17 protein-coding genes are annotated in these 20,233 nt (G+C 38.6%); 1 reads left to right on the top strand and 16 read right to left on the bottom strand.

The features are described from left to right. Nucleotide 1: 1 nt before the first annotated feature. The 13 genes from H6G74_RS07270 to rfbF all read right to left on the bottom strand — a co-directional run bounded on the left by H6G74_RS07270 (nt 2) and on the right by rfbF (nt 16,720). Nucleotides 2–859 carry a hypothetical protein gene (locus H6G74_RS07270; RefSeq protein WP_190967037.1) on the bottom strand — a complete coding sequence of 286 codons (858 nt, stop codon included), beginning with the start codon at nt 857–859 and terminating at the stop codon, nt 2–4. A gap of 141 nt (nt 860–1,000) precedes the next feature. Continuing rightward, nucleotides 1,001–2,851, bottom strand: a complete 1,851-nt coding sequence (gene hepA, locus H6G74_RS07265; RefSeq protein ID WP_190967036.1) for a heterocyst formation ABC transporter subunit HepA — start codon at nt 2,849–2,851, stop codon at nt 1,001–1,003. A 150-nt stretch (nt 2,852–3,001) separates the two neighbouring features. Further along, nucleotides 3,002–3,757, bottom strand: a complete 756-nt coding sequence (gene hepC / locus H6G74_RS07260) for a heterocyst development glycosyltransferase HepC (RefSeq protein ID WP_190967035.1) — start codon at nt 3,755–3,757, stop codon at nt 3,002–3,004. Nucleotides 3,758–4,460: 703 nt separating this feature from the next. Next, nucleotides 4,461–6,689 carry a GumC family protein gene (locus H6G74_RS07255; RefSeq protein WP_190967034.1) on the bottom strand — a complete coding sequence of 743 codons (2,229 nt, stop codon included), beginning with the start codon at nt 6,687–6,689 and terminating at the stop codon, nt 4,461–4,463. Nucleotides 6,690–6,746: 57 nt separating this feature from the next. Further along, nucleotides 6,747–7,835 (bottom strand): glycosyltransferase, encoded by a 1,089-nt coding sequence (locus H6G74_RS07250; RefSeq protein ID WP_190967033.1) that lies wholly within the window; start codon nt 7,833–7,835, stop codon nt 6,747–6,749. A gap of 453 nt (nt 7,836–8,288) precedes the next feature. Further along, complete coding sequence (locus H6G74_RS07245; protein ID WP_190967032.1) at nt 8,289–9,602, bottom strand: NAD(P)H-dependent oxidoreductase; 1,314 nt, start codon at nt 9,600–9,602, stop codon at nt 8,289–8,291. Between the two features lie 146 nt (nt 9,603–9,748). Next, nucleotides 9,749–10,318 carry a dTDP-4-dehydrorhamnose 3,5-epimerase gene (gene rfbC, locus H6G74_RS07240; RefSeq protein ID WP_190967031.1) on the bottom strand — a complete coding sequence of 190 codons (570 nt, stop codon included), beginning with the start codon at nt 10,316–10,318 and terminating at the stop codon, nt 9,749–9,751. A 193-nt stretch (nt 10,319–10,511) separates the two neighbouring features. Further along, a complete protein-coding gene (locus tag H6G74_RS07235) occupies nt 10,512–11,360 on the bottom strand; it encodes a phytanoyl-CoA dioxygenase family protein (protein WP_190967030.1) in 849 nt (282 codons plus the stop codon). 77 nt (nt 11,361–11,437) lie between these two features. After that, complete coding sequence (locus H6G74_RS07230) at nt 11,438–12,271, bottom strand: phytanoyl-CoA dioxygenase family protein (RefSeq protein WP_190967029.1); 834 nt, start codon at nt 12,269–12,271, stop codon at nt 11,438–11,440. Nucleotides 12,272–12,279: 8 nt separating this feature from the next. Beyond that, nucleotides 12,280–13,323 (bottom strand): glycosyltransferase family 2 protein, encoded by a 1,044-nt coding sequence (locus H6G74_RS07225; RefSeq protein ID WP_190967028.1) that lies wholly within the window; start codon nt 13,321–13,323, stop codon nt 12,280–12,282. Between the two features lie 108 nt (nt 13,324–13,431). Next, entirely contained in the window at nt 13,432–14,460 is a 1,029-nt protein-coding gene (locus tag H6G74_RS07220) for an SDR family oxidoreductase (RefSeq protein WP_190967027.1), read from the bottom strand. Between the two features lie 176 nt (nt 14,461–14,636). Next, entirely contained in the window at nt 14,637–15,851 is a 1,215-nt protein-coding gene (gene lhgO, locus H6G74_RS07215; RefSeq protein WP_190967068.1) for an L-2-hydroxyglutarate oxidase, read from the bottom strand. A gap of 95 nt (nt 15,852–15,946) precedes the next feature. Next, complete coding sequence (gene rfbF / locus H6G74_RS07210; RefSeq protein WP_190967026.1) at nt 15,947–16,720, bottom strand: glucose-1-phosphate cytidylyltransferase; 774 nt, start codon at nt 16,718–16,720, stop codon at nt 15,947–15,949. A gap of 230 nt (nt 16,721–16,950) precedes the next feature. On the opposite strand from rfbF, the gene H6G74_RS07205 reads away from it, so the two are divergent. Beyond that, on the top strand, nt 16,951–17,250 hold the full coding sequence (locus tag H6G74_RS07205) for a hypothetical protein (RefSeq protein WP_190967069.1): 300 nt from the start codon (nt 16,951–16,953) through the stop codon (nt 17,248–17,250). A 200-nt stretch (nt 17,251–17,450) separates the two neighbouring features. Here H6G74_RS07205 and H6G74_RS07200 read toward each other — a convergent pair whose 3' ends face one another. From H6G74_RS07200 to devC, 3 genes are all read right to left on the bottom strand, one after another. Next, nucleotides 17,451–17,717, bottom strand: a complete 267-nt coding sequence (locus H6G74_RS07200) for a transposase (RefSeq protein WP_242051172.1) — start codon at nt 17,715–17,717, stop codon at nt 17,451–17,453. A 170-nt stretch (nt 17,718–17,887) separates the two neighbouring features. Continuing rightward, nucleotides 17,888–18,622: a DevA family ABC transporter ATP-binding protein gene (locus H6G74_RS07195; protein WP_190967025.1), complete on the bottom strand. Its 735-nt coding sequence runs from the start codon at nt 18,620–18,622 to the stop codon at nt 17,888–17,890. Between the two features lie 293 nt (nt 18,623–18,915). Then, nucleotides 18,916–20,070, bottom strand: coding sequence for an ABC transporter permease DevC (gene devC / locus H6G74_RS07190; protein ID WP_190967024.1), 1,155 nt, complete (start codon nt 20,068–20,070; stop codon nt 18,916–18,918). Nucleotides 20,071–20,233: the final 163 nt, after the last annotated feature.

The following is a 20,233-nucleotide window of genomic DNA, read 5'->3' as shown; positions in this document are numbered from 1 at the left end:
TTTACAGACCGACATTAAACCAAAATTTGTGTCTGACATCATTAACGTAATGTCTTAAAGCAATATGTTTAGCAGCGTAACGGTCAGGATAAATAAATTGGTCGTCAACGTTGATAATATATTTATCTTCAGCTAGTGCTTTAGCATGGGCATTGTGCATAGCTAAATGCACTATGGTTTGGTCTGTATAAAAAATAGGTGAATCGACAAACTTAGCTACTCGCTCTAGTGGCTTGAGCCAATCGAGTTGGGTTTTGAGAATAAAAAAACCTGCATTAACTGGGTTTAGTTTATCATTTTCATCTAATAAAATTCGTTCATCTAAAGAAGGTTTGCAATCTGGTAAATACCAAGCATATTTATCTTCCCTCTCGCATAAATCGATTAAATCTGTCGCACCAGGAAAGAATAAAATATCGGCATCTGTACAAATAGTTGGTTTGTCAATCGACAGCGACATAAATACAGCCAGTCTACGCCACATTGCCATTGTTGGTCGGTGTGGATGATTGAGGGCATAATCAAAGATATATCCAGGGATATTTTGATTAGCCAAGTCTTTCCAATCAATAACTTCTACACAACTATTGATTTGGCATAATATTTTCCGGGAGTGAACTGTATAACTACCATCGGAAATGACAATAAATTTATCAGGGATGCCTACATGACGAATAAATGAACGAATACTCGCTACTTGTACAGGCAAATCTCGTTCACAAGAAAAAGCATAGACGTTGGTATTAACTCTGCGAGATTGCTTAATAGGTAAACCGCTAATTTTGTCAACTAGTTTCCGATATATATTACTAGTAATTTGCCCTTGGAATCTGGCGGTATGATAGCCAATGTTTACCATTTAATTTACCTCGAAAATATGAGAAAAATAATTAACCGCAGATAAACGCGGATGCACGCAGATAAAATTTCTCGTTGAAAAATCAGAGCGAGAATAGTGAAGTATGAAGTATGAAATTTCATACTTCATACTTCACACTTTTTACCCTGCTTGTCCCATTTCGTACTGAGTTTTGTGATATTCCCAAAGCTTACCTTTTAGCTCTAGGAGTTCTTGATATTTGCCTTGTTCGACGATGCGTCCTTGTTCTAAAACAACAACTTTATCGGCGTTGGCGATAGTAGAAAGACGATGAGCGATCGCAATTACTGTCCGACCTACAGATAGTTTTTCGATGGATTCTTGAATCAAGCGTTCAGTGACAGAATCGAGTGCGCTGGTAGCTTCATCTAATATCAAAATTTCTGGGTCACGTAACAAAGCCCGCGCGATCGCAATTCGTTGGCGTTGTCCTCCAGATAATCTTACGCCTCTATCTCCTAATTTGGTGTCAAAGCCTTCTGGCATTTCTTCAATAAATTCTACAGCGTTGGCTAACCGTGCAGCTTCTCGAATATCTGCGGCTGTAGCGCCTGTTGTGCCATAAGCAATATTTTGCCAAACAGAAGTATTGAAAATGAATGTATCTTGACTGACGACGGCAATTTTATTTCGCAGTGAATTGATATCAAATCTTTGAATATCAACTCCATCAATCATCACATGACCTTCTGTGGGGTCGTAAAATCTCGGAATTAAATCAATTAATGTACTTTTACCTGCACCAGTGGCTCCTACTAAGGCTGTGGTTTTGCCTTTTTCAATACTGAGGGTGACATTATTTAATACTAAATGATTGGGGTCATAACCAAAATCTACAGAAACAACATCAATTGAATGTTTTAACCCAAGAAATTGCAGTTTGCCATTGTGTACATAGGTTTTATCATCAGTCCTCACTAAATCTTTAATATTGTCGGCTGCACCTGCTAAAGTACTCAAATGCGCTCTCGTACCATTAATATCTTGCACAATCGGCACTACTCGAAACAACACAAAGAAAAATGTTAATAAAGACGCAACTTGCAGTGTGCCATTAACCACAAATACTGTAAAGGCAAAAATAATCATTCCGATGAGAATTGTACTAGCGATACTTTCTGCTAATGGTCTCACCAGCGCCCAAATTAAGATAACTTTTTTGGAACTCTTGAGTACATTATCACTAGCCTGATAAAAACGCTGACGTTCAAAATTTTGCGTCCCAAATGCCTGAACTGTACGAATCCCATTAATAAATTCTATAGCGGTGGAAGTAAAATGACCGTTAGCAATAGAAGTACTAAAACTACTTTCCCTCGCACGCGCATTAAGAGTTGATAACCCGACACCAGCCAAAGTAAATAGTAATAAAGATGCAATCGATAACTGCCATGATAACAAAAACATCGATATAAAATAGACGGTAGCGGTGATAGTTCTGGTCATTAAAAATGCTGCACCACTAAACCACTGTTTGATGCGCTCAATTTCTGTTGTAATTGTATTGATCAGTTCCCCAGAGCGAGTTTTTGCGAAGTAACTGAGGGGCAAACTTTGTAACTGTTCAAAAATCTGTTTCCGCAGGCGATCGGCTAAATATAGCTGAGTACTTTCTGTATAGACTTGCGCTAAATAATTAAAACCAGCCCGAAACCAAGTACTGAGTAAAATCAGTAAAGATATCCGATATAACCGATTAATTGCCGAACTATTAGCAGCTAAAATCCAAGTATCAAACCATTCGACACCAGTTTGAATTGGTTTCGCATTGGGGTCAGTTAAATTTTGCAAAAATGAAAGCAAAAAACCAATACTAAAACCTTCAAATGTTGCCGCTAAAAAGGAAAATACTAAAGCAAATATAGCAACCTTGCGGAAATGTTTAAATTCTCGCAATATTAAATAGTTATTTTGCCAAAATGTAGTAGCTTTAAATAAATTATTTAATTGTTTGGTTAGTTTAACAAGCATGAGTTTGCGAATAAATGGTTTCTAATTCCTACAGATGGCTACAGATGCTCTATAAGATTTAGCTTTAGCCTAAATGCGGCAAATGATGTGATCAATTACCGCATTGTTTGTAGAGGTTGTTAGCTAGATAGAGAAGACGGCAGTTAATAATTATGAATTATGAATTATTAAGTTTGATTCTGCCTGGACTGACCAAGATTTTGTAATCACAGGTAATTGATTCAGGGAAATTTGCGCTTCTGAACTTAATCTTATTGCTGTTGATAAAGTCAAATAACGAGACCCAATCAAACCCATATCACCCCGCAGTACATTGAATAACTGTGGTAAGTTTTCAAGACCAGATTTACGTATCCAACGAATTAAGGGTGTAAGCTTAGGTTTGCTTGTAGTGGAGAACTTAATAGCTTGGAAAAGTCTACCTCGTTCTCCTACATACCACTCAGTAGAAAATAGAGAGTCAGGTGAAGTAATTTGCAACAACAGCACTAATCCCAGGATGGCTGGACTTAGTAATAGCAGCAGAAATAAAGCTGCTATCCAATCAATCAGTCGTAGAAACCATCCCCAAGGTTTACTATTTTGTTTAAACAGTAAATTTTCTGAAGATCCGTAAATAAATATGGGCTTATGGGATTTTTTACAAGCATCTGCCCAAAACTTTACCCAAGTCTCACCAATTGTAGGATCTACGCTCACCAAATTTACAGGCGAATGTTTTAAGCAATCGATTAATAATTCCTGGTTTTCTAAAGCTGGCAAATATGGCTGTTTAAATTTACCGGGAGATTTCACTAACAATTTATCCCGCCGCCATTGTAGTGTGCAGTATGGGGTAAGTTCAGTTGTAGGTTGTGGAGTTACACTATCAAAAGTCTGTGGAGTACGAACTAATGAGCTAGTCATGTGTCTTTGGATTAGTACGATAGTAAGTTGCTGATCTCGAAGGCGATTCATGCCAAAGACTTTGATCTGAATCTTGTCTTGCTCTCAAAATTAGTAGATGACTGATGACAAAAATATTCCTTCAAAGCTCAATTTTGCAGAATTTTACTGCTCTGAAGATAGAGAAAATACAAAGATAATAATTAGGTAGATAGCAATCAATATTTAGGAAAGCTTGCAGGTAAACTTGGTATTTTGTGAGTAAAAGAAATATTGGATAGATGTAGAGGCAAATCATCCAATATTCTTTTACGTTATGGATGAGAACTATGTTGAACTTTATCTACCTTAGTTGTTGATTTTCTCAGTCGAGAAAAACTAGTCCACTATTGTCTTTTAGCTGCTTGGAAGGGGCTTTAATCTCTAGGATATAAGAGTCTGTAGAATTGACTATATGCGGAAGTAAATTCTTTATTTAGTCTTTAAAATCATTAGACTTAATCATCATAATTATAAAGCTGAGATAAATATACTGATGTTTTACTTAGTAAATTGGATTTAATTTTGACAACAAAAATGTTTAATTAAGACATTAAAAATAAAAAATTCAGATACTCGACTTCTTGAATAAATTGGGGATCTATTTTTTCTAGGACACAAAAAATATGTGCGATCGCATCCTCCCCAAGAGCGATCGCACATATCTATAAACTTCTAAGTTGTACTATTTTTCTACCGCTTGTTTCAAAGCCAAACGGTATTCCTTGGGATAATGGACAAAACTGCTATCTGAGCTAGAAACGCCATTAGCCACCACCCCAATTAGATTTAACTTGCTCAACATTCCTGTAGCTTGAGCAAGTTGATTACGAGTCACCACACCCATACTAGCCACTAACACCACACTCCGACAGGACGACGCTGTTAACATTGCATCTACCAAACCCAATACAGGCGGCGCGTCTATCAGTACCAAATCATAATTTTCTTCAAAGGTTCTCATCAATTGCATCATGCGCGGAGAACTCAACAAATGGGCGGGATCAGTCGGTTTCGGCCCAGCCGTCAAAATATCAATATAAGCTGAACCTAAAGACTGAATGCCAATCTGATTCGGTAAAGTAATCTCGCTACCCAGTAAAGTCGAAAGTCCTTGCTCATTAGGTAGATTTAGCTGTTCGTGCAGACTGGGATTGCGTAAGTTTGCATCAATCAACAACACCCGTTTGTGTAAGCGAGCCGCACTCATCGCCAAACCCAAAGCCATACCTGATTTAGCTTCATCAGGTAAAGCCGAAGTAATCATCAAAGACTTCAAAGTAGATACAGTATTGAGCAGTTCAATGTTTTTGTAAATTAAGTCCAGAGATTCCCAACGTGGAGGCGACTGTAACACCTGAATTGTCCAAGGTGCAGGGGTTTCCGGCTTCCCAAAAGGTAACTTAATAATTGAATCTCTGGCTTTGGCGGGTGGTAATTTTGGTGTTGTTCCCAACAAAGGTAAAGCAACTTGCTTTTCTAACTCAGCCGTTGTATGTACCGCATCATCAGAAGCCTCACGTAAGAAAGTGGCAATTCCACCCAACATTAACCCCACCACAGCACCTAATAAAAGGTTTTGTTGCAAGTTGGGGCCTAACTGCACACCAACATGGGGTTCTTCTACGACTTCCCAATTAAATCCACCTTTGGCTAATTCTTGGCGCAGTTGTTGTTCGGCTCTTAACAACTGCTCAAATCTTTCACGGCTAAATTGCAACTGTGGTTGGATGCGATTGTAATAAGCCAACAAAGGCGGGAAGCGTTTGATTTCAAAACGTAATTGAGTTTCTTTTTGTGCCAAAGTTTGGTCACGGGCGCTCAATGCAACTATTGTTGTTTGAGTTTCAACTAGTTCACTCGCCAAGTTCAAATCAATTTGGCCAAACTGTCCTTGTTCTAACAACGAGTCTCTAGAACCAACTACACCAGATGATCTTCCGCCTAAAGTTCTACCTACTTCTTGTTCTAATAATGCTTTTTGACTACCTAACTGCTCTTGTAGCTTCTGCACATTGGGAGTTTCATCAGTGAAGCGCAAACGTTCTTGAGCTAAAGCTAATTCTGTTTTTTGAATTTCGTTGAGTAAGCCTTGGTAACGTGTAGATTGGCTCAACCGGGAAGCAACGAGGGCATTTTGAGGAGAACGGTTCAATTGTTCTTCTAAAGATTTCTGTCGTGCTATCGCCTCTTGATATTGAGCGCGAGTTGTACGACGTTCTTGCTCAACATTATTCAGTGCATCTTCCAAGGCTTTGGCTTGAGCCACCGGGTCGATTAAATTTTGGTTACGACGAAATCTTTGGAGGTTAGACTCAGCCGCATTGACTTCTTCACTGGCCTTACTCAACTGTTCCCGGATAACTTGTAGACCTTTTTGCAGCCGAGAATCTTGTTGTTGTTTGTTGTATTCCACATAAACTTCCCGAACAGCAGTTAAAACTTTTTGGGTTTTGATGGGGTCTCTGTCGGTGTAGTCTACTTGGAAAATTTTGGTGGCGATATTATCTTCTTTGGTTTTGAGTTGATTTAAAGCTAAAGCGCCTTTAATCTCACCTACAGTTATGTCTGGGTATTCTTTACGCAGTTTATCCACTGCCTTTTGAATCAGCCCTGAACTCTGCATGAGATTTAGCTGAGTCCCTGTGTCTATCTCTACATTTGATTCAGTAAACTGATTTTCGACTCCACCTGCTTCTTGTTTACCTTGATAGTTAGGTTCTACTAACAGTTGCATTGAGCTTTTGTAAGTAGGTTTAGTTTTAGCAGTAATAATTGCTGCCATCGCAATTGAAGCTACGAATACTGCGACAAACCAAGGAAACCTGCGAATAAAAACTGCTAATATTTGTCCATAACCCGGCTCTGTATCAGTAACTATATTTACACTGGGATTAAGACTAGTTTGAACCACTTTTATTATCCTTCTCTGCGAGACGCTACACGAACAACTAACAAGCCAGATGAATAATTAATGAGTTATACAAGTTTGATCAATAAGTTGCTCAACCTTCCTAAAAAATACTGGTTCTGAAAAATTGTTCACTGCATGATTACGAATATTTTCATAATTCCAAGTGATGCGTCCGGACTCTAGTAATGCAGCTTGTAGAGAGTCTGGTGATTGTCGTTTAAAAAAGACTCCAGTTTCGCCGTGAATTTGGGTATCTAAAACACCACCAGCGCCATAAGCAATAACTGGTGTACCACTAGCATTAGCTTCTACAGGAACTAATCCATAATCTTCTAAGGCTGCAACAATCACTGATTTGGCTTTTGCAAACAAATCTTTACGTTGGCGATCGCTAACATGACCTAAAAATTCAATATTATTTAATGCCTTGGCTTTGAGGCGTGCTTGTTCTGGGCCGTCACCTGAGATTAATAATCGCCACCCCAACCAATTAAAAGCTTCGACGATTATATCTAGCCGCTTATAACTGATCATCCGTGCAGATGCTAAATAATAATCTTCTTTGGTATCAGAATAAACAAATTTACTGGTATCAATTGGATAGTTAACTACAATTGCTGGTTTACTGTAAATCTGTTGAATTCTTTTGGCAACAACGCTGGAATTAGCAATATACAAGTCTGGTTCCTGAGCATATTTCAGGTCTACTTGCCGCATCAGTTGGAAAATTCTTTCAATTAACGGTGCGAAATATCGATAATCTCCATACTCGCGTAAATATGTTTCTGTATCCCACAAAAAACGAGTGACATTATGACAAAAACACACATGATGAGCATCAGGTCTTTTGCGTACAGCTTTGGCAAAACTTGTGCTACTGCTAATAATTAAATCGTAGTCTTGCAAATCCAAAGCTCGAAAAGCTGGAAAGTAAAATGGTGCCATCATTCTAAAATATTTGGCTGCACCCGGAATTTTTTGTAAAAAAGTTGTATTGACTATCCGCTCACCTAAATCAATAGTTTTTTGTGGGTCATACAAAGAAGTAAAAACATCGGCTGTGGGGTAGCGCCTACATAATAATTCAAATACGCGCTCTGCCCCTCCACGCTGTGTTAAATAATCATGGACAAGAGCAATTTTCATAAATTTTATTCAACCTGCTACCAATTTTGACGAGACAAGTAATTTAGCCAATTACTGCTAAAACTTTAGTGTTTAGCACTATAAAATTTCATAACTAATTTATTGGTTTACTAGAATACTTTTTGGCAATATTTATCTGATTTTTTTAGTTGCTTAGATTATTTATAATAGTTACTTCTGATCAAAATTCATTATTCAGTAAAAATATTTCTTTAGATATAGAATAAAAACAAAATTGTAAAAATTGCTAGACTCAGATCCCCGACTTCTTAAAGAAGTCGGGGATCTGGTTGTTCACGAATGATTAAATTAAATGTCAAAACTCAGGAGTCAGAATTAGATAAAGCCAAATCTTACACCAAATTGAATAATGATTGTGAGAAATAGATTTATTGTAGAGACGTTGTATACAACGTCTCTACTCACTTCTACAATCTAAAATCCAAAATGGGATTACCCAATAGCTACGAGAACTTTTTCAGAAGCAAAATAAGCATTTTGTTCTGCGCGTAATTGGTCACAAAGTCTACCTTCGGGTAGCTCTACATCGTCATAAGTCAGCACTTGATCGCGGGGAATATCTCGTTTTAAGCGACAGCCTTCAGCTAGACCCATTGGTAAGAGTTTTTGTGCTTGAACAATGGGTGAATTTTCACATTGGCCGTAGGTCATATAGTAACCAATACCATCGAGAGTTTCGCCAGCTTTCAAATCGATTTTGGCCGTTGTGACTACATCGACCATTGGTTTACCAATTGGAGCCATGACTGCATCGTGGAATAAGACAGCACGAGCCACTGATAAGGGAACTTCAAAATGACAAAGGTGATAAGGAGTATAGAAGCTATAGAGAGGCCCTTCACCTAATTTGTAGAGGTTGAGGTAATGGCGTTGTTTGGGGTCGTCGTGGGTAGCGAAGACAAATACACCGGGGCCGGGTTTAGCACCAACTACATAATCGACGATACCGCCGAGTTCTTTGAGTTGATCAATGTCGTACATATTGGTCATTTCATCAACATGACCTGTGAAGTCATAGCCCAGCATTCCCCGTTTGGCGACTTGCATCCCGGTTGCATTAGCCACGATCGCCTGCTCAAAAGAAATTTTGCTCCCATCAGCAAAGCTTGTTACCATGTGGGCTTTTTGTCCCCAACGTTTAGCAAAGCCTTCTTGGGTGGTGGGGTTGCGATAGGGGTCTTGCAAGCCTTTGATGTTACCGCACAGTAATGGTGTTAAACCAATGCTTTGAACAAAGCGGTACAAATTCATTTCTACCCCTGGCTGGTCGCCATCGCAAGCACTGAGGATAACGCCTGCTTTGTCAGCGTAAACTTTCAGGATGGGGCCGACAGTACCATCAAGTTCAGCGTTCATCATAATGACATGCTTGCGATGGGCGATCGCTTCCATAACGATATGAGCGCCAAATTCGACTGCGCCAGTCACTTCAATAATTGCTTCAATGCTTTCGGCTTGACAGATGATTTTAGCATCGTCGGTGATTGCATATTTGCCACTGGCGATCGCATCTTCTAAATCGCTCGCAGTGTTCACAACTTGCACATCTGCAATCCCAGCTTCTGTATAAGCTCTTTTGGCTCCATCAATACTGCGGTTGAAAATAGCAACTAACTCCATTCCCGGAACAGAATTAATAATTTGATTAGCAATTCCTCGCCCCATAAAGCCAGCACCAATCATTCCCACTTTGATGGGATTCCCAGCAGCAGCACGAGCTTTTAAAGCATTATCAATAATAATCATGAAATTCCTCTTTGAATATCGCTAAATTATCGGCAGTTAATATCAACTATTAACTCAATCATCAGCATAAATATGTCTCATTACTTTACTAATGACAAATGACCAATGACAACCTTAACTAGTTAGTTTGATTTGCACCGACTTACTTATACACTTGCTGAAACAGCTTCAGCTTCTCCGACACGCATCATACTCAACAATGGCCAATTCAAATCTTTCTCAGAAATTTCTGTAACTTCTACAGGCCATTCAATATTGAAAAATGGGTCATTATAGCGTAAGCCACGCTCATATCCTGGTGTATAAAACTCACCAACTTGATAGATAACTTCTGCGTCATCTGTCAGTGCTTGATAACCATGAGCAAACATTTCAGGAACGTATAAAGCCCGATGGTTTTCGGCGGTTAATTCCACACCAATATGCTGTAAAAATGTTGGTGAATTAGGACGCATATCAATAATTACGTCGTAAATTGCCCCTTTAGTACAGCGCACTAATTTTGTTTCGGCTGCGGGGTGGAGTTGATAGTGCATTCCCCGTAGAGTACCTTTTTTATAGTTATAAGATAAATTACATTGAGCAACTACTGGTTTTAAACCGTGGGCTTCAAATTCTTGAGCGCAAAAATATCTGGCAAAAAAACCGCGATGATCGTTTCTTTCTTCTAAGTCAATAATGTAAGCATCTTGAAGACTTGTAGCTGTAAAAATCATGAATTACCTCAATATTAATGTTTAAATTTTTCAGAACTTAGGAGCTATAAATCAGTACTAAAAATACTTAAAAAATCAGGAAAAATTCATAAATTTAAGCATCAATTATCCTGGATAGATTTTAAATTCTCATCCTTCGACAATTTCAGGGTATTACTTCTGACTTATGAGTTCTGAATTCTTACTTACTTTGTTAAACTAAAGTTTTTTCAACTTCAGATACAGTCACTTCAGCCCTGGGATGAGTATCATTCCAAAATTGTGTACACAGGTCTGGTCTTTCGGGAGGATTAGCTGTGTAGCAAAAGAACAGAGTTGAGCGTGTTTCGCTGCGTACAGTGCCATGATGTAAAGTATTTTTGGTATCTACAAAAATGACTGTACCTGCTGGCCCTGGACAAGATTTCCAAGCTGATTGAGGTATGATTGTTTTGACAATTTCATTATCAATCCCCATATAGCTTGACTTGAAAAGATGATAATAAAGTCGCCAATATTTCAGACTAAATAGAGGAGTTAAAGAACGGGGAATGTATTGAAAAGGCCCGGTTTTTTCTTCTACATCATGCAGACAAACAAAGATTTTAATCAAGCGGCGGTCTTCAGCATCACTATGCCATAGTAAAGTGCCGAATTGATGATCGCTAGGGAAATCTTGACGTAAATGTACACCATGAAAAGTGATAGGTATGCCAATATAATTTTCAATTATATTTAGCAATCTTTTTTGCGTTGCCCATTGAGAAAATTCTGGTAAAGCCGTTACTGTGGTAATGTGCGGCCATTTTTCGGCTAAATGTTCATTGTTGGGATTTCGTATCCGAGACAATTGATAATTAGCAGCTTGGAGTAGTTCAGCACTAAAATCTAAACCCAAATCTGCCAAAGTTGTTACATAAACACCGTCTCGTTTGAGAGTTTCGACGATTATGCGATCGCGTGATTCTAATGCTGGTAAATTTTTAGTATGTCGCCAACGTTTGAGGTTAAAAACTAAGTCGGAGTATAGAGAAAATATTTTGTATTTAATTTTTTTTAACATGAGCTTATGATGTCGAAAATTGTCAGTCAACAGTTGGAAATTTATTTCCTCAATTCCTGGAGTGATACTATGTAGCACTAAGCAATTTCTTGCAGCATCTCTGGCTTGGGAAAAGTGTCATCCCAATATTGAGTACAAAGTTCTGGTCGTTTGGGTGGGTTAGTTGTATAAACAAAAAATAGTGCTGACCTTGCTTCGGTGCGGATAGTACCGTGATGTAAAGCAGTTCTGGGATCTGCAATCAAAACTGTACCTGCTTTCCCCGTGCAAGATTGCCAAGCTGATTTGGGAATAATTTTTTCTACTTGTTCATCGTTAATTCCTAAGTAACCAGACTGACGCAACTTGTGGTCAATTCGATAGGAATTTAAGTGGGTATATGATGTTAAAGATAAAGGAATATACTCAAAAGGGCCGTGCTTTTTCTCAACATCATGGAGATAAATAATTACCTTCACTATTTTGCGGTCTTCGGAATCTTTATGCCACAATAATGTGCCAAATTGATGTTCATTGGGAAAGTCTTTGCGTAAATGTACACCGTGAAAAGCAACTGGTAAACCTAAATAATTTTCAATTATCTTTAATAGTCTTTTATTACTTCCCCATTGATAAAATTCTGGTAAATCTGTGACTGTATAAATTTGTGGTAGTCGCTCATTTAGATGCGCGTTATTAATATCTGCCATTCTGCTTAATTGTTGATTAGCAGCTTGTAGCATTTCTTGAGTGAATGGTAAACCTAAATCAGCGAGTGTAGTTACATAAGCACCTTCTCGTTTGAGAGTTTCGACAATCAAGCGATCGCCTGATTCTAGTATTGGCAGTTTGGCTGTATGCTGCCAGATTCTCATTCTATAAGCTAACTCTGAGTTGAGTGTTGCCATTTTGCCTTTTAGTGTGTTCAGCATATATATAACTACTTGGTTTTAATCATGGATTTGGGTTGCGATCGCCTGTTATTAGTACCTCGTACTTCTTGTGGCGTTGGTTCGTTAGCTTCGGCAAGTTTCAAGTCTTTCAACGCCATCACATCAAACATCGAAAGACTGACTAAAGCAACAAACGGAACCGCTACTTTAATGGCAGATACAGGCCATCTTCTTAAAGCACCTAAGAAAACTTTTAAATTAACTTCTTTGCCATTTTGTAACAGCATCCGTCTGCAAAATTGCTTAGAATAACCACATTCTTCTAGTTTCAAAATTACTTCGGGAATGTGTTTGTATTGCATTAAAAGGGCAGATTTTGGCTCTTTTTGCCAATAACTCACACCCACAATACATTCTAAATAAGTTTCTTTAGTGACAATGATTTTGCCGTGTCCAGCACAATAGCCAGCTAAATATGCTAAAGATATCCAATTACTTGCAGCATCCGGCCAAATTTGTAAGGCACGTTTTACTAAGTCAGCGCGGTAAATACTAGCAGTGAGAAAAATAACTGCACCAACACTTTTAGCAAAGCAATGCTCAAATATCGCTTTACTATCTCCTTGTCCATCTTCTGCATCAGCATCAAACCAGCGATTACCCACAATTGTCGGGGGATGAACTGGTTCATTGTTAATTTTATTTCGTCCAGAAAAATTGAGAAATAATAATCCTAAATCTTCATATTGTTTGAGCTTGTGAATCACATAGGGAATAGCTCTATCTTGAATTGGATCATCATCTCCAATTGTCCAAACATATTTAGTTGTCGCAGAACTTAGGCAATACATAATATTCCGCATTACGCCTAAGTTTTCAGGATTTCTATTCGACCTAAAGGTGATATTACTCAGTTTTGCTTGCCATTTCTGAATTACAACCTGAGTATGATCTGTAGAACAGTTATCAGAAACTAAAATTTCACATTCAGATTCAAAACCTTGAATTGCTTTTCCTAGCCATAATAACTGTTTATCCAGTAATTCAGCCCGGTTATATGTAGGAATGGCAATGGTGAGTAATTTATTCATTTTTCGCTAATATCACGGGATAATGTTTACTCTAATTAAAATTGACTGAATTTTGATATACCCGACTTCTTTAAGAAGTCGAGTATATCACTTTGTTAATATTTGAACTTACTTTTTAGTCCAGAAGAAATCTTTGTCAATTTGTTCGGTGCGGATGAGATATTCTAGCTGCTTTAAGCGAGTAAATCCTCTAAATAAGAAGGTGTCTTCAGTCATATCAATTTGACTGAATAAGTTAAATAATTGTTGTGCGCCTAAATGGGCGTTCCAATCACATTTGAAGCCAGGGAGAATGCTGTTAATTTTCTCGAAGGATACGCGATAACTGCGGTTATCAGCGCCATTTTGACCAAAGCTTAATTTACAGCCGGGAAAAGCATCAGCAATAATTTCAGCAATTTCTTTGACTCGATAGTTATTACTGGTATCACCAACATTAAATATTTGATTGTGTACAAGGTCGCGTGGTGCTTCTAAGGCGCAGATAATGGCTTTACAAATATCTAATGCGTGGACTAATGGCCGCCAAGGTGTACCATCGCTGGTCATTTTAATTTCTTTACTTGTCCAGGCTAAACCTGCGAGGTTGTTTAATACGATGTCAAACCGCATTCTAGGAGAAGCACCAAAAGCTGTGGCGTTCCGCATGAATGTTGGGGAAAAATCATCATCCGCCAGGGGTCTAACATCGCGTTCAACGAGGGTTTTACATTCTGCGTAAGCAGTTTGGGGATTGATAGGAGATTCTTCTGTCACATCGCCTTCGGTAGCAACACCATAAACACTACACGAAGACATATAGACGAAGCGTCGCACACCCATTGTTTTTGCTAAGTTAGCAAGGCGTACAGAACCTAAATGATTGATTTCGTAGGTAATATTGGGTGCTAGTTGTCCAGTGGGGTCGTTGGATAGTTCCGCCATGTGAACAACTGCTTCTACACCTTCTAAATCTTCTGGGGTGATGTGGCGGATATCTTTGTTGAGGGTTTTAGCGGTAATTTCTGTACCGTTGTATAGCCAACCAACTTTATAAAAGCCTGTATCAACACCGATGACTTCATGACCACGTTCAATTAGCAGAGGAGGCAATAAAGAACCTAGGTAGCCTTCTGTTCCGGTTATTAATATTTTCATTTGTGGAAATTCCTTTAAAAGTTTTGAGGTAAGAATTCAGGAGTCAGAGAATGTTTTAAAAGCCCTCTATTTGCTAGTAAGACATTTGAGATACCCCTAAATCCCCCTTAAAAAGGGGGACTTTGACGCATTTTCCGGGACTGTAATATATTTACGCCACTCCCCACTCCCAATACTTATGCAACAATTACAGCTTCAAGATGGGATTGTTGGGGAACTTGAGAAGCGATCGCTTTGCCAATTTCTAAAGAAGATGTGGCTGCGGGTGAAGGTGCATTGCAGACATGAATGGAATTTTGACCAGGAATGATCAAAAAGTCATCTACTAGTTTGCCGTCATCCATTAAAGCTTGGGCGCGGACTCCCGCGTGGGTGGGAACTAAATCTTCGGCTTGAACTTCAGGAATCAGTTTTTGCAAACTTCTGACAAATGCTGCTTTGCTAAAGGAACGAATGATTTCTTGGATTCCTTCATCAGCATGTTTAGCTGCAAGCTTCCAGAAACCGGGGTAAGTCATGACTTCTGCAAAATCCTTCAAGTCAAAGTCGGTTTTTTTGTAACCTTCGCGCTTGAGGCTGAGAACGGCGTTGGGGCCAGCATGAACTGTACCATCAATCATTTTGGTAAAGTGAACGCCCAGGAAGGGAAAATCAGGGTTAGGTACTGGGTAAATTAGGGTTTTTACCAGATACCGTTTTTCTGGGATGAGTTCGTAATATTCGCCCCGGAACGGTACGATTTTCGCTTTGGGTTCGACTCCACCTAACTTAGCAATGCGATCGCTATGCAATCCGGCACAATTGATGATAAATTTCGTTTCAAAGTTGCCTTGATTAGTTTCTAGTACTTGATTTTTCCCACTCGCAGAGATTTTCAATACTTTGGTATTGAGGCGTAAATCTCCACCTTGATTTTCAATTAATTGGGCGTATTTTAAACAAACTTGCTTGTAATTAACAATACCAGTTGAAAATACCCGAATGCCAGCCACACAGCTCACATGAGGTTCAATTTCTTTTACCTCTTCTGGGCTGATTTTCTGGACTTTTAAGTTATTTTCTAAACCACGTTGATAGAGATTTTCTAAACGTGGTAGTTCTTGTTCATCGGTAGCAACAATAACTTTACCGCAAATTTCATGGTCAATTCCATACTCTTGGCAGAATTCCACCATCGAGCGACTACCATCACGGCAAAATTTAGCTTTAAAACTCCCTGGTTTGTAGTAAATGCCAGAGTGAATTACCCCGCTATTATTGCCGGTTTGGTGAAATGCCCAGTTGCTTTCTTTTTCTAATACTAAAATGCGTGCTTGTGGATAGCGTTTACCCAAGGCCATCGCTGTTGATAAGCCTACTATGCCACCGCCGACAATCGCAAAATCGTACATGTTATTTGTCATTTGTCATTTGTCATTTGTCAAAAAGCTGAAAGTAGAAGCTTGAGGATGAAATTTCATACTTGACACTTCACACTTCATACTTCTTACCATATTTGCCAAGGAGCTTTACCACTCTGCCATAGTTCTTCGAGATGATTTTTATCGCGTAAAGTATCCATTGGCTGCCAAAAACCATTATGTTTAAAAGCAGATAACTGTTCCATGTCAGCTAACTTTTCTAATGGTTCTTTCTCCCAAACGGTGCTGTCATCCGCAATTAAATCGATAACATCTGGTTCTAGGATAAAATAACCACCATTTACCCAAGCACCTTCACCGTCGCGTTTCTCACGAAAGCTGGTGATTTTTGTTTGCTCTTGTTCTAAAGAAATAGCGCCAAAACGTCCGGCTGGTTGTACTGCTGTGAGTGTCGCTAATGTTTTTTGTTGTTTGTGAAATTTAATTAGCTCGGTGATATTTATATCACTCACACCATCACCATAAGTAAAGCAGAAAGTGTCATTTCCTACATGTTCAGCAACTCTTTTTAAGCGTCCACCAGTCATGGTACTATCGCCAGTGTTGACTAATGTTACACGCCAAGGTTCTGCATAACCAGAATGTACATTCATTTGGTTAAAACGCATATCAAAAGTTACATCTGACATGTGCAGAAAGTAATTAGCAAAATACTCCTTGATCACGTAACCTTTGTAACCACAACAAATAATAAAATCATTAATGCCGTGGGCAGAATAAGTTTTCATGATGTGCCAAAGAATTGGTTTACCACCAATTTCAACCATTGGCTTTGGTCTGATACTGGTTTCTTCACTGAGGCGTGTACCAAGTCCACCAGCCAAAATCACCGCTTTCATGCAATTACCTCGGAGATTTGTAGGGAATTATTATTTTTATTTTCTGGAGATGAAGAGGATGCACTTGGTTGGGGAGAATTTGTCTTTGCTCTGTTTTTCTCCGTACATAATCTAACTAGAATTTTTGCTACTTGTATGAAGAAAAAGTAAATTAAAATCTTAGATGTGTAAAAGGTTGATGAATAGTTTTTATATAATGATTCAGCTCAGAGGGGATTGATAAGTGTAATATGAATTACCTCAGAGAACTAGAACAGGTAATCGAGAAACTCAAAGTAGGTAGAGATTTAGACAGCAAAACATCATCAAAACTACCATCGGGAGACATTCTAAAAAAACCGATAACGGTAGGTAAAGTTTTTGCTGTTACGTTTATTACAGATAGTCAAACTAGAGCAATTTTTATTTGTATAAAATACAGATTCATCCGCGTTTATCTACGTATCCTACCCTTCGGGTTCTCCGAAGGATTACGGGAAGCCGCTACCGCGTCTAAATCTCCGGTTAATATTTATGGGATGTTAAAATAGGAAAAATAATGACTACTTTATCTGGACAACCAGACTATGTTAAATCTTTTGTATTTAGCATTCAGTACGGATAATATAAGTAGCTCAATGTTAAAAATTACCGTTATGACAAGGAAGGAAGCAGGAAGAAAGAAGATATTAGCTGTGTTTACCTGTCTTAACTTAGTTTTATTTTTTCCCACCGACTTACTTAGCGTTTCTTAGTCTAGTGAACTACAATAACAACAATGAGCGAACCAGTTGTAAATATCATCTAAAGAGATTTGGCTAAAAGCAGTTTCAATGGCTGTGGCTAAATTAGGATAACTCCTAGCATCGAGAGAACAGAGTATATTTTTAATCTGTGACCAACAATTTTCAATGGAGAAAAAAGCAGGAGAATATGGTGGTAAATAAATCAATTTAGCTTCGGTAGATTCGATGAGTTTTTCAACATCTCCACCTTTGTGAATTGAGTTATTGACCATGATGACATATAGCGGTTTTCATCCAATGAGGTATATTTCCCTAGCCTCTAGCCTCTAGCTTCTAGCCTAAGCGCCTCTGTTCCTTATCTACCTGTACTGCACTCAACCGAGAAACGCTGTAAATCCCTCATAAATTGCTTCTGAGTGCTGAATTCTGACTTCTAAATTTTTCAAGGTTTTTCGCTCCATGCTCCAGCATCGTAACTAATGACGGCGCTTTGGGAGTCCCGCGCTAAAAGACCGTCTTCCATTTCGACAATCCGATCAGCTATGTCTAAAATCCGGTTGTCGTGTGTCACTAACAAAATGGAAGTTCCTTGTTCTTTGGCGAGACGCTGCATAATTTCTACAACATCACGTCCTGATTGTTTATCTAAGGCGGCGGTAGGTTCGTCTGCTAAGACTAGTGGCGGATTGTTCACTAGGGCGCGAGCGATCGCAACTCTTTGTTTTTGTCCCCCAGATAAGTTATCAGGATAGTAATTAACTCGGTTCTTTAAGCCAACAGCAGTTAGCATGGTTTCTGCTTTGGCGATCGCATCATTTTGACTGACTTTATCATTTAGTTCTACTGCCATTTGAACATTTTGCCGCGCAGTTAAAAATCCTAGTAAGTTATGCGCCTGAAAAATATAGCCAATGTTGCGCCGAATTTGTACTAGTTGAGTTTGGCTAGATCCGAATAATTCTACACCCAAAAATTTTAAATTACCTTCTTGGACAGACCTTAAACCGCCTATCAAACTCAGTAATGTTGTTTTACCTGAGCCAGAAGGGCCTGTCATAATCACAATTTCTCCTGGATAAATTTCCAGGTTAATGTCAAATAAAATCTGTCTTTTTAGTGAGCCTTTGCCATAGTAATGATTTAGATTTTTAATGGCAATTACAGGTTCTTGTCTCATGTTCAGTTGTGGTTTAGAAGTTGACAATCGCTTCTCGGAACTCTAGAGCCTGTCTGCAAATTATGAGTAAGAATTCAGGAGCCAGAATTCAGAATTCAGCATCATAAATCAATCAAGAGTCTCCCAGATTAAAGTTTTGATAGTCTTATAGTATTAGTTATCAAACTCTTATTAACTTTGGCTTCTGGATTCTGTATTCTAATTTCTTACAGTTATAGTGACAGTTTAAGCATTAAATATATATCATTTTGATTATAAAAACTGATTGCTTGCTACATATTTATCAAAATGATTTAGAAAATATCAGCCGGGTCAGCAGAACGTAACTTACGTACAGCGATCGCACCAGATATAAAACACATAATCATGGTTAATATTAATACCGAAACTGCTCTATCGAAGGTCATGAAGATTGGTAAAAGTGTAGCTTCTTTGGCTTTTTGATACATTAAAATTGTAAAAAATAATCCAGGTAGATATCCCAAGCAAGCTAATAATAATGCTTCTTGTAAAATCACTGTCAACAAATATTTTTGCGTATAACCTATAGCTTTTAAAGTCGCATATTCAGATAAATGGTCTGACACTTCTGTATAAAGAATTTGGTACACAATTACAGTCCCGACAATAAAACCCATAATTGTGCCTAAACTGAAAATAAAGCCAATGGCTGTACTACTTGCCCAATAATGACGTTCAAATTCGATAAAGTCTTCTTTCGTCAATACATTTACATCTTGGGGTAAATATTGGCGTAAATCTTTCGCCACAGCCTGAATATCTGCTCCTGGCTTGACTTTAATTACTCCAATATCAATTAAGCCTTGCTGACGGGTATTAAAGATACGCAAAAAGTTAACGTCGCTGGTAATTAAGTTACCATCCGCACCAAAAGATGTGCCTAAAGTAAACAATCCGACTACTTTAATTTTGCGTCTTCTGAGTTCGGCAGTGACAGTTTTACCTTGATCAAAATCAGAGGCGATCGGCCCATACTCCTGCCTAGAAGAACGGTCAAATAAAACGACATCAGGTAGCTTTAATTTGTCGAGATTTTCGGGAACTCCAGGTAAATTAAATAAATTAACTTCCGGGTTAATGCCAAACACAAGTAAGGTACGTGACCGCCCTGTGACTGGATTTTTCCAAGCAGTATAATCTAAATATATGGGATGTACTGATTGTACTGTTGGTAAATCCAAAGCTTTATATAACCGCCGTTGCGAAAAGCTTTTCATCGACAAAATCGCATTAGATTGGCGGTTAATTAAAACAATGTCACCATTTAAACTACTATGTAACTGGACGTTACTGTAATAAAGCGCATCTCGGAAACCGAGTTGGGTAAACATCAAAATATCAGCAAAAGCAATCCCAGCTAAAGCTACGGCTAATCGCGTTTTATCTCGCGTCATTTGTAGCCAAGCGAGAGGTATTTTTTGAAGCATGTTATTTATCAATGGTCTTCTGGAATGAATCAGATTAGTAACTGACTTGAAAGTGCTGAGTCACCGAAGTTTGCTCAACGCGGGGAACCCGCGCACGCAACTTCTCGCTGAGGAGCCAGTGCGTTGGGCGGCTCTGCCGACTTGAAGCAACTGGCGTTGCTGA

It is taken from the genome of Nostoc spongiaeforme FACHB-130, from assembly GCF_014698475.1.
Taxonomy (GTDB): domain Bacteria; phylum Cyanobacteriota; class Cyanobacteriia; order Cyanobacteriales; family Nostocaceae; genus Nostoc_B; species Nostoc_B spongiaeforme.
This window is presented reverse-complemented; position numbering and strand designations above follow the sequence as displayed.

Excerpts from the sequence above, each read along its gene's own strand:
- H6G74_RS07270 (WP_190967037.1), bottom strand. The coding sequence starts at position 859 with ATGGTAAACATTGGCTATCATACCGCCAGATTCCAAGGGCAAATTACT.
- hepA (WP_190967036.1), bottom strand. The coding sequence starts at position 2,851 with ATGCTTGTTAAACTAACCAAACAATTAAATAATTTATTTAAAGCTACT.
- hepC (WP_190967035.1), bottom strand. The coding sequence starts at position 3,757 with ATGACTAGCTCATTAGTTCGTACTCCACAGACTTTTGATAGTGTAACT.
- H6G74_RS07250 (WP_190967033.1), bottom strand. The coding sequence starts at position 7,835 with ATGAAAATTGCTCTTGTCCATGATTATTTAACACAGCGTGGAGGGGCA.
- H6G74_RS07245 (WP_190967032.1), bottom strand. The coding sequence starts at position 9,602 with ATGATTATTATTGATAATGCTTTAAAAGCTCGTGCTGCTGCTGGGAAT.
- rfbC (WP_190967031.1), bottom strand. The coding sequence starts at position 10,318 with ATGATTTTTACAGCTACAAGTCTTCAAGATGCTTACATTATTGACTTA.
- H6G74_RS07235 (WP_190967030.1), bottom strand. The coding sequence starts at position 11,360 with ATGTTAAAAAAAATTAAATACAAAATATTTTCTCTATACTCCGACTTA.
- H6G74_RS07230 (WP_190967029.1), bottom strand. The coding sequence starts at position 12,271 with ATGCTGAACACACTAAAAGGCAAAATGGCAACACTCAACTCAGAGTTA.
- H6G74_RS07225 (WP_190967028.1), bottom strand. The coding sequence starts at position 13,323 with ATGAATAAATTACTCACCATTGCCATTCCTACATATAACCGGGCTGAA.
- H6G74_RS07220 (WP_190967027.1), bottom strand. The coding sequence starts at position 14,460 with ATGAAAATATTAATAACCGGAACAGAAGGCTACCTAGGTTCTTTATTG.
- lhgO (WP_190967068.1), bottom strand. The coding sequence starts at position 15,851 with ATGTACGATTTTGCGATTGTCGGCGGTGGCATAGTAGGCTTATCAACA.
- rfbF (WP_190967026.1), bottom strand. The coding sequence starts at position 16,720 with ATGAAAGCGGTGATTTTGGCTGGTGGACTTGGTACACGCCTCAGTGAA.
- H6G74_RS07205 (WP_190967069.1), top strand. The coding sequence starts at position 16,951 with ATGAATTACCTCAGAGAACTAGAACAGGTAATCGAGAAACTCAAAGTA.
- H6G74_RS07200 (WP_242051172.1), bottom strand. The coding sequence starts at position 17,717 with ATGGTCAATAACTCAATTCACAAAGGTGGAGATGTTGAAAAACTCATC.
- H6G74_RS07195 (WP_190967025.1), bottom strand. The coding sequence starts at position 18,622 with ATGAGACAAGAACCTGTAATTGCCATTAAAAATCTAAATCATTACTAT.
- devC (WP_190967024.1), bottom strand. The coding sequence starts at position 20,070 with ATGCTTCAAAAAATACCTCTCGCTTGGCTACAAATGACGCGAGATAAA.